Annotated in this window: 5 protein-coding genes; 3 read left to right on the forward strand and 2 right to left on the reverse strand. The window is 70.0% G+C overall.

Translation table 11 applies throughout. From position 1 onward, the window contains the following. The coding region (locus ACFTZB_RS39310) for an amino acid adenylation domain-containing protein (RefSeq protein ID WP_378440388.1) at positions 1–6234 on the reverse strand (6234 nt) is incomplete at its 3' end. 173 nt (positions 6235–6407) lie between these two features. Continuing rightward, a complete protein-coding gene (locus ACFTZB_RS39315; RefSeq protein WP_378440390.1) occupies positions 6408–7055 on the reverse strand; it encodes an isochorismatase family protein in 648 nt (215 codons plus the stop codon). Between the two features lie 225 nt (positions 7056–7280). Between ACFTZB_RS39315 and ACFTZB_RS39320 the strand changes: the two genes are divergently transcribed. From ACFTZB_RS39320 to ACFTZB_RS39330, 3 genes are all read left to right on the forward strand, one after another. Next, positions 7281–7877, forward strand: coding sequence for a DUF4178 domain-containing protein (locus tag ACFTZB_RS39320; RefSeq protein WP_378440392.1), 597 nt, complete (start codon positions 7281–7283; stop codon positions 7875–7877). Beyond that, positions 7874–8398 (forward strand): DUF2617 family protein, encoded by a 525-nt coding sequence (locus ACFTZB_RS39325; protein WP_378440394.1) that lies wholly within the window; start codon positions 7874–7876, stop codon positions 8396–8398. The genes ACFTZB_RS39320 and ACFTZB_RS39325 overlap by 4 nt, the downstream gene beginning before the upstream one ends. Then, positions 8386–8784: DUF4247 domain-containing protein (locus ACFTZB_RS39330; protein ID WP_378440396.1), on the forward strand; the 399-nt coding region annotated here is incomplete at its 3' end. The genes ACFTZB_RS39325 and ACFTZB_RS39330, both read left to right, overlap by 13 nt.

An 8784-nucleotide genomic window follows, 5' to 3' on the forward strand; every position in this document is an offset into this window, starting at 1 on the left:
CGGCGCCGCGAACAGCGACGCCACCGTCGCGGTGACGGACAGGCGTTTCGAGATCGCGCTCATTAACCCGGCCGCCATCAGCGAGTGGCCGCCGAGGTCGAAGAAGCTGTCGTCGATGCCGACCCGCTCGATGCCGAGTGCCTCCGCGAACAATTGGCACAGCACCTCTTCGCGGGCCGTGCGCGGCCCCCGCTCGGACACCTGCAGGGACAGGTGCGGAACGGGGAGCGACGACTGGTCGAGCTTGCCGTTGGGGAGCGTGGGGAACTCGTCGACGGCGATGAACGCCGCCGGGATCATGTAGTCCGGCAACCTGCTGGCGGCGCGGCGGTGCAACTGGTCGGGATCGATCCGGCCGCCCGGCACCGACGTGGCGTACGCGACCAGCCGCTGATCACCGGGCCGGTCCTCGCGGACCACCACGACGATGTGCTCGACGTCCGGGTCACCGGACAGCACGGCCTCGATCTCGTTGAGTTCGATGCGGAATCCGCGCACCTTGACCTGCGAGTCGGCCCGGCCGGTGAAGTAGATCTGACCGTCCCGGCCCCACCACACCACATCCGACGTCCGGTACATGCGGCTGCCCGGCTCTGCGAACGGGTCGGCGATGAACCGTTCCGCCGTCTTCGGAGTCTGGTTGCGGTATCCGCGGGTGACGCTGTCGCCCGCGAGATACAGCTCGCCGGACACGCCGGGGGGCACCGGCCGCAGCGCGTGGTCCAGGACGTAGGCGTGCTTGCCGGGGTCGACGACGCCGATGGGGACGGGACCTTCGTGTCCCGGTTCGACGAGGGCCAGCGTGGCGTTGACCGTGCACTCGGTGGGTCCGTACGCGTTGAACAGCCGGCGGCCGGGTGCGTACCGCTCGATCAGCTGCGGGGTGAGCTTCTCGGCGCCGAGCATCAGGTCGACGCCGTCCGGGATGGGATGCTCCGGCGGGAACGCGGCGGCGAAAGACGGTGGCACGCCGACGAAGTTCACGTCGTGCTCGTTGATGACGCGGGCGAGTGGCTCACCCGGGATGCGGTCGGCGTCCGTCGCGACCACCAGCGTTCCGCCCGAGAGCACGCCCCACATGATCTGCCAGAACGCGAGGTCGAAGCTGATGGACGAGAAGTGCAGCGCCCGCGTGGTGTGGTCCATGCCGATCACGTCCGACTGCAGCGACAGCAGGTCCGCGATGCCCAGGTGGGGGACGACGACGCCCTTCGGCACCCCCGTCGAACCGGACGTGTAGATGAGATACGCGGCGTCGTCGAGTTGCAGCGGCCTGCTGCGGTCCGCGTCCGTGGGGGCGGTGACGGGCTGGGCGTCGAGCAGTGCCTGCAGGTCCGGATCGTCCAGGTCGAGAACGTGCACGGCGGTGCCCAGCGGCGTGCGGTCGGGCACACCGACCGAGGAGGTCAGGATGGCGACCGGGGCGCCGTCGGCGAGCATGTGCGCGATCCGGTCGGCCGGGTACGTCGGGTCGACGGGAAGATACGCGGCGCCGCTCTTCAGCACGGCGAGAACGCTGACGATCAACTCGGCGGAGCGGTCCAGTGCGAGCGCGACCACGTCACCGGGCCCGGCGCCACGCGAGATCAGCAGGTGGGCAAGCCGGTTCGCGCGTTCGTCGAGCTGCCGGTACGTGAGGGACACCGCAGGCCGCACGCTCGCGCCGACCGCGAGGGCCTCGGCGTCGGGTGTCTCCGCCACCTGCGCGGAGAAGTACTCGTCGAAGGTGCGGGCCGGGACGGAGTGCCCCGCGTGCGACCATTCGCCGAGCACCCGGCCCCGCTCCTGCGGGGTCAGGATGTCGAGCCGGGCGATCCGCTGTTCGTGGTTCTCGACGAGGCGCTCGATCACCACGGCGAGGCGGTCGGCGAACGATTCGACGGTCGCTGCGTCGAAGAGTTCGGTGGCGTACTCGACTGTCACGTCGACCCCGCCGCTGTCCGGACGTTCCTGGAAGCGCAGCGCCAGATCGAATTTCGCGGACGTCGCGTCGAGCATCCGCACCTCGGCCGTCGTTCCGTCGAAACGCTCCGCGGCGCCGTCCTGCTTCCAGTGCGACAGCATCACCTGGAACAGGGGGTGACGGGCGGAGGAACGTGGGGGATTGACGAGTTCCACGATGCGGTTGAACGGCACGTCGGCGTGGTCGACGGCGTCGAGGTCGACCGTCTTGACCCGGTCCAGCAGTTCGTCGAACGTGGGGTCGCCCGACACGTCGGTCCGCAGGACCACCGTGTTGATGAAGCAGCCCACCATGGCGTCGAGATCGGGGTGGCTGCGACCGGCGACGGGCACCCCGAGGGCGATGTCCGCACCGGCGCCGAGCCTTTCGAGGAGCACAGCCACCGCGGCGTGGACGATCATGAAGAAGCTCGCGCGCCGCTCGGCGGCCAGCGCATCGACCGCCGCGTGCAGCGCCGGCGGCAGCGTGCGGTGCACACTCGCGCCGCGGTTGGTCGGCAGGGCCGGCCGCGGGCGGTCGGTGCGCCAGCCCAGTTCGAGTGGCAGACCGGCGAGTTGCTCACGCCAGTAGTCGAGCTGGCCGGTCAGCAACGGGGTCGCGTCGTCGCCCGCGCCGATGCGTTCGCGCTGCCACACGGCGACGTCCGGGTACTGCAGCGGCAGCGGCGTGAACTCCGGTGCCCGTCCGGCGCGGCGAGCGTTGTAGGCGAACGCGAGATCGTCGAGCAGCTTCGCCTGCGACCATTCGTCGCCGATGATGTGGTGCATCAACAGGACCAGCGTGTGCTGCGGTTCGTACAGCACGGCCCGCAGTGGCGGCTGGTCGGTCAGCCCGAGTCCGACGGTGGTCATCGCCGCGATGTGTCCCTCGATGTTGCCGACGTTGTCGACGCGCTCGAGCCGGACCTTCGCGTGTGCCGCGGGAAGCACGACCTGGTGGGGCATCGAGTCGACGAGGGGGAACACCGTCCGCAACGACTGGTGCCGGGTCACGACGTCCGCGAGCGCCGCGGACAGTGCATCCGGTTCGAGGCCGTCCCCGAAATCGACCGCCAGTGCCAGCAGGTACGTTCCGCCGCCGGCCGCGCTGTCGAGGAACCACAGGCGTTCCTGCGCGGGGGACAACGGCACCGGGGTGCCCTCGGGGAGGTCCCGCGGGGACGGCCTGCTCGCCTGCACCCGCTCGCCGGTGTCCTCCAGTTGCGCGGCGACGGCGGCCACGGTGGGATTCTCGAAGACCGTCGCGACCCGAAGCGGCACACCGAGTTCCGCGGTGATCGCGGACACGAGGGCGGCGGCGAGGAGGGAGTTTCCGCCGAGCGCGAAGAAGTCGTCGTGGACGCCGACCTGCTCGGCGCCGAGGATCGACGTGAACAGCGGGAGGATCCGGGCCTCGGTGTCGGTCCGCGGTGTGGCGTCGGACTGTCCGAGCCAACGAGGGGCGGGCAGCGCGTCCTTGTCGACCTTGCCGTTGTGGGTCAACGGCAAGCGGTCGAGCATTACCAGCGCGGACGGTGTCATGTACCCGGGTAGCGAGCGGACGAGGTGCGCGCGCACGTCCCCCTCGACCGCGTCGGGCGCGCTGCCCGGCCGGGGAACGACGTACCCGACGATCCGCTGGTCGCCGCCGGCCTGCTCGTGCACGGTCGCGACCGCCGCCTGCACGTCGGGAACCGCGGTCATCGCCGCGGTGATTTCGCCGAGTTCCACACGGTAACCGCGTAATTGGATCTGGTCGTCGATCCGGCCGTGGTAGTGGAGGGTGCCGGTCGCGTCGTACCGGGCGAGGTCGCCGGTCCGGTACATGCGCGTACCGGTCGAGGCGAACGGGTCGGCGACGAACCGCGCCGACGTCAGGTCGGGACGCCCGAGGTAGCCCGGGGACAGTCCGGGCCCGGACACGTAGATCTCCCCGGTCACGCCGGGCGGCACCGGACGTAGCCCCGGCCCGAGCACGTACGTGCACAGGTCGCCGAGCGGCACGCCGATGTCCACGACGTCGGCGGCGGTGACCTTCGTGGCGGTGACGTGGACGGTGGTCTCGGTGATGCCGTACATGTTGACCAGGGCCGTTTCCGTAGCCGGACCCGAGGCGGCGAACCAGGCGCGCAGGACCGCCGGATCGAGTGCCTCACCGCCGAACACGACGTACCGCAGTCGCAGCCGATCGAAGGAGTCCGCGCGAACCAGGGCGTCGACGAGATGCCCGAACGCGGACGGCGTCTGGTTCAGGACGGTAACCTCCTCGTCGACGAGAAGGGCGGCGAGGTCGGCCGGTGACGTGAGGGTGGTCTCGTCGACCGTGACGAGGCGGCCGCCGTGCAGCAGCGCACCCCAGATCTCCCACACGGAGAAATCGAACGCATACGAGTGCAGCAGCGGCCAGCAGTCGTCCTCCGTGAACGTGAACCATGCCCGGGACACGTCGAACAGGCGCAGCACGTTGCGGTGCGGAATCGGAACGCCCTTGGGCACACCGGTGGATCCGGACGTGTAGATGATGTACGCGATGTCGTCGGCACGCACCGTGCTGTCGAGTTCCCCGGCGCCGGACTGCGGCGCGCCCTCCTCGACGCGGGGAAGATCGCCGAGCAGATCGGCGGATCCGATGCCCAGCGTCGGCTGCGCGTCCCGCAGGATGAACCGGGCCCGCTCGGCAGGGGAGGACGGATCGATCGGCAGGTAGGTCCCGCCGCTGCGGAGAATCGCGAGGACGGCAACGATCAGATCGGTGCCGCGGGGGAGGCTGACGGCCACGACCGTCCCGCGGCCGGCGCCTGCCGCCCTCAGCCGGCGGGCCAGGGTGGCGCTGCGATCCGAGAGTGCCCGGTACGTCAGGTCGTTCACCGCGGCCCGGTCGGGGTGGGCGCGCACCTGCGCGAGGAAGGCCGAGACGATGCTGTCGGGAAGTGCCGCTGCGACCGCGCGCCGGTCGAGTCCGGCCGCCGACCGCCACGAGTGCAGTTCGTCCGGGGCGCAGACGTCCACGACGGCGACGGGTTCTGTTGCCACGGAGATGCTTCGGAGGTAGTGCGCGAAGCGGTGTGCGTGGTTCCGGATCTCGACGTCCGTGTAGACCCCGGGGTTTCCGGCCCATTCGAGCGTGAGTTCGTCGCCGGCGCCGGAGACGGAGATCACCACGTCCTCCACCGGACCGGTGGCCAGTTGGTGCACCGACCCGGAGGTGGGGCCGAAAGCGATTCTGGCGGCGAACGGTTTGACGTTCACCACCGCTCCGCCGGTGACGCGGCTCCCGGCGTCCCGGACGCGCTGGAACGGCCGGGTGTCGGACAGGGCTGCGGCCACCCGGCCGGTCACGTCGGCGAACGTCGGCCGGGCGTGGAGGGGGATGCGGAGCGGCACGATGTTCGTGGCCGTCACGGGCGATGCCAGCTCGATTCCGTTGCGGGCCAGCACCGGAATCCGGAGCGTCACCTCCTCGGCTCCCGTGTGGGAGCCCAGGTACGCGGCAGCGGCCGCGTACACCGCCTCCGCCCACGTGGTCGCCTGCGCGGCGGCCGCGGCGCGCAGGCTCCGTGCGACGTCGGGGTCGATCGGGATCGTGCACCGATGGGGATCGGGGGCAGGCCGGCGCACCGTGTCACTGAATCCGACCGGACGCGAGACGGCGGGCGGCGCGCCGGCTGGGGCCGCGGCGTCGAACTCCTGTGCCGCGCGGACGTGCTCGCGCAGCGGCGGAAACGTGGCAGGCCGGGGTTCGGTGCCCGCGAGCCGGGCCGCGTACAGCGCCGCTACACGGCGGGTGAGCAGCGAATACCCGTAGGCGTCCATCAGTGCGTGGGGCGCGCGGAGGTACCAGATCGCACCGGATTCGGTGCTGATCAGCGCGGTCCGCACGAGGGGAGCGGTGGCGAAGTCGAGTGGTCGGCGCACGTCCTCGCGCATCCACTCCACGGCCGCGGCCCTGTCGAGATCGAGGCGCTCGAGTTCGGGTGCGTGATGTCGATCGTGCACCTGGATCACGTTGTCCGAATCGGCGTCCGGTGGGGCACCGGCCCGGCGGCGCACGTCGGGCTCGGCCTCGAATCGGATCGAGAGGACCTCGGCCTCCTCGATCATCGTGCGTATCGCCGCGGCGAGAGCGTCGAGGTCGACGGGGGCCGCGACCTCCACGTATTCAGCTGTCGTGAACGCCGACCGGGTCGGGTCCAGGTGGTGCCCGGCCCACAGTTCGCGCTGGGCGGCGGTCAAGCTGACGTCGGTGTCCGCCCCGGTCTGCAGGGTGGACGGCGACGATATCGAAAGGGACATCTAACAGGCACTCCTGATGCTTTCGGCTTTCGGGCTTGGGGCTTTCGGGCTTTCAGCTACTCAGCGTGTCAGGTTAGCCTAACCACATCGGCCGTGGTGATCCGACCGCCGACGCACACCGGCGCAGCTTCGGAAGCGATGCACTGCGCCGGAGTGGGGCCTTCGGGGTCGACTCAGCCGACTTCGAGCGGGGACAGCGCCGAGACCAGCGCATCCGTGGTGGTCACGGAACCGCAGCGCTTGGCCGCGTACGTGAGCGCCATGAGGTGCTCGTCGCGGCTGAAATCCGCAGTCGCGTCGGCGACCAGGAACGGCTGGACGTCCGACATGAACGCCTCGGCGGCGCTCAGCATGCAGCCCATGTGCGTGTAGACACCCGTCACGATCAGCTGGTCGCGGCCGTGGTGACCGAGCAACTGCCGGAGGTCGGTGCGCTGGAAGGCCGAATACCGCCATTTGGTCACCTGGATGTCGCCGTCGCGGGGGGCGAGCGGCTCGACCACCTCGGTGTCGCGACCCGACGTCAGTCCCGGGCCCCAGAAGTCGGCGAGGATGCCGCGACGCGACGGGTGCTGGTCGCCCGGCTGCATCGTGTAGATCACGGGAATCCCGGCTTCCGAGCAGAGTTCGCGAATCCGGACCATGTTGGCCATCGCGGTCGACATCGGCTCCGCACGCACGTCGTACGCGTCGATGAAGTAGTTCTGCATGTCGTGGACCAGTAGTGCGGAGCGCCGGGGGTCGAGGCGCCAGGACACCTTCGATTCGGGGGCCTCCTGGATCTCCGGAATCGTGTAGGTCGAAATGGGCGGGATGGCCATATGGTTCCTCACTGTCGGTTCTGTCGACTTCTGGGCGTATGCCGCGCGAATCGCGGTGAACGACAGTGCTCCGCCCCACCGCTCGCGCGTTCGGTTAGGCTAGCCTTTGCTACCTGGCTTCTGCAATCGCTAGGTGTGCGGGTGTGCGGCGCACAGTAAGGTGACTGACCGGTGGGGGGCCGGGCACCGGCCTCCCGAGCCGGATCCGCCGACCAGGAGAGATCGTTGACCAAGCTGCTGCTACTGCTGCTGATCGTTGTCGTGATCGTGGGCATCGTGCTGATCCTGCGGAATCGGTCCGGAAAGAAACAAGCGCCCGCTGCCAGGGTCGATCCGCTCGCCGACTACCCGGAGGTCTACGACCCGTACAAGATCGGAGTCGGCGACATCATCACGTACGCCGGAATCGATCACGTCGTGCGCGGGACCATCACCCTCGACGAAGAGGGATACATCTGGCACGAACACCTCCTCGACGGGTCGACCGGTCAGCGGTGGCTCACCGTCGAGAACGACGAGGGCAACCTCCACATGACGCTGTGGATGCGCCGCGAGGGCACGGGCCTCGAACCGGGCGGAGACGTGATCCTCGACGACGTCGTGCACCGGCAGATCGAGCGCGGCACCGCCGCGTTCACGGCGGAAGGCACCACCGGCACCGCACCCCAGGGCATCGTCGACTACGCCGACTACGCGACCGCCGACAAGACCGGCCTGCTGTCCTTCGAGCGCTGGGCGCGGACGCAGTCGTGGGAGGTCTCCACGGGCCGCGCCGTGACGCGGGGTGAGCTCACCGTGATCCACTCCGGTCCGCCGCAGTGACGCTGCACGTCCTCGACATCGAATCGCGGGATGTGACGGCGGAGGCGCTCGGCCTCGTCGTGAACGCCGAAACTCCGCGTCCGCTGGCCGAACTCACCATCACGTACGGCGACGAGCGGGTGACCCTCGGCGTGCTCGGGGCGTCGCACGCGGTGACGGCGTCCGCGGCGGGCAACCGGATCACCGAGCAGGTGTCGTGCGACGCGATCCAGGCAGGCGGTAGACCGCTGCCGGTGTCCGACAGCGTGGGCGGGTACCGATTCGACTCCACCACCGACATCGTCGACCGCGCCCGCCTCGAACAGACCGCCGACTGGTTGCGGCGGCAGGCCACCGAGGTGGAGGGGTGGATCTGCGGGGCGTTTCCCGGAGACCACACCGCGCTGACCGCGCTCACGGCGACGCGTGAACATTCCGGCGGGTGGGCCTGGCAGACCTGGCATCTGTATCCGGTGGACCATCTGTACGGAGGAGACAGGGGTGGGGTGATCGTGAAGACACGAAGCAGGTGGCTGCCGTGAGCAGGTTCGGGACACGGATGCGGCTCGCCCCGATGCTGCTCCTGGTGTCGGCCGCGACCGCGTGCGGCGGCGGGGTGCGCGACTACATCGCCGACACCTACGCCCTGCAGAACACGGCGGGCGACGCGAAGACGTACACGTCGACAGACCCGGTGGGCACCACCGTCTCGTCGATCGTCGAGGAAGAGCCGCCTGCGGCTCGGAAGGCCGACGGCGGCAGCGAATACCTGCGCTACGACGACGACATCGTCACGGTCAGCGCCGCGCCGGGCGGCGGCAGCCTCGTGCGCGTCGAAGACATCGACGGACGCTACCGCAGCGGCGGGTTCGCCTATCTGGGGCCCGGTTTCAACCCCGGCTCACCGGCGGGCGGCGCCGGCGGCAGC

Source organism: Rhodococcus sp. NPDC057014, assembly GCF_042673295.1.
In the GTDB taxonomy this organism is placed as follows: Bacteria; Actinomycetota; Actinomycetes; order Mycobacteriales; family Mycobacteriaceae; genus Rhodococcus_F.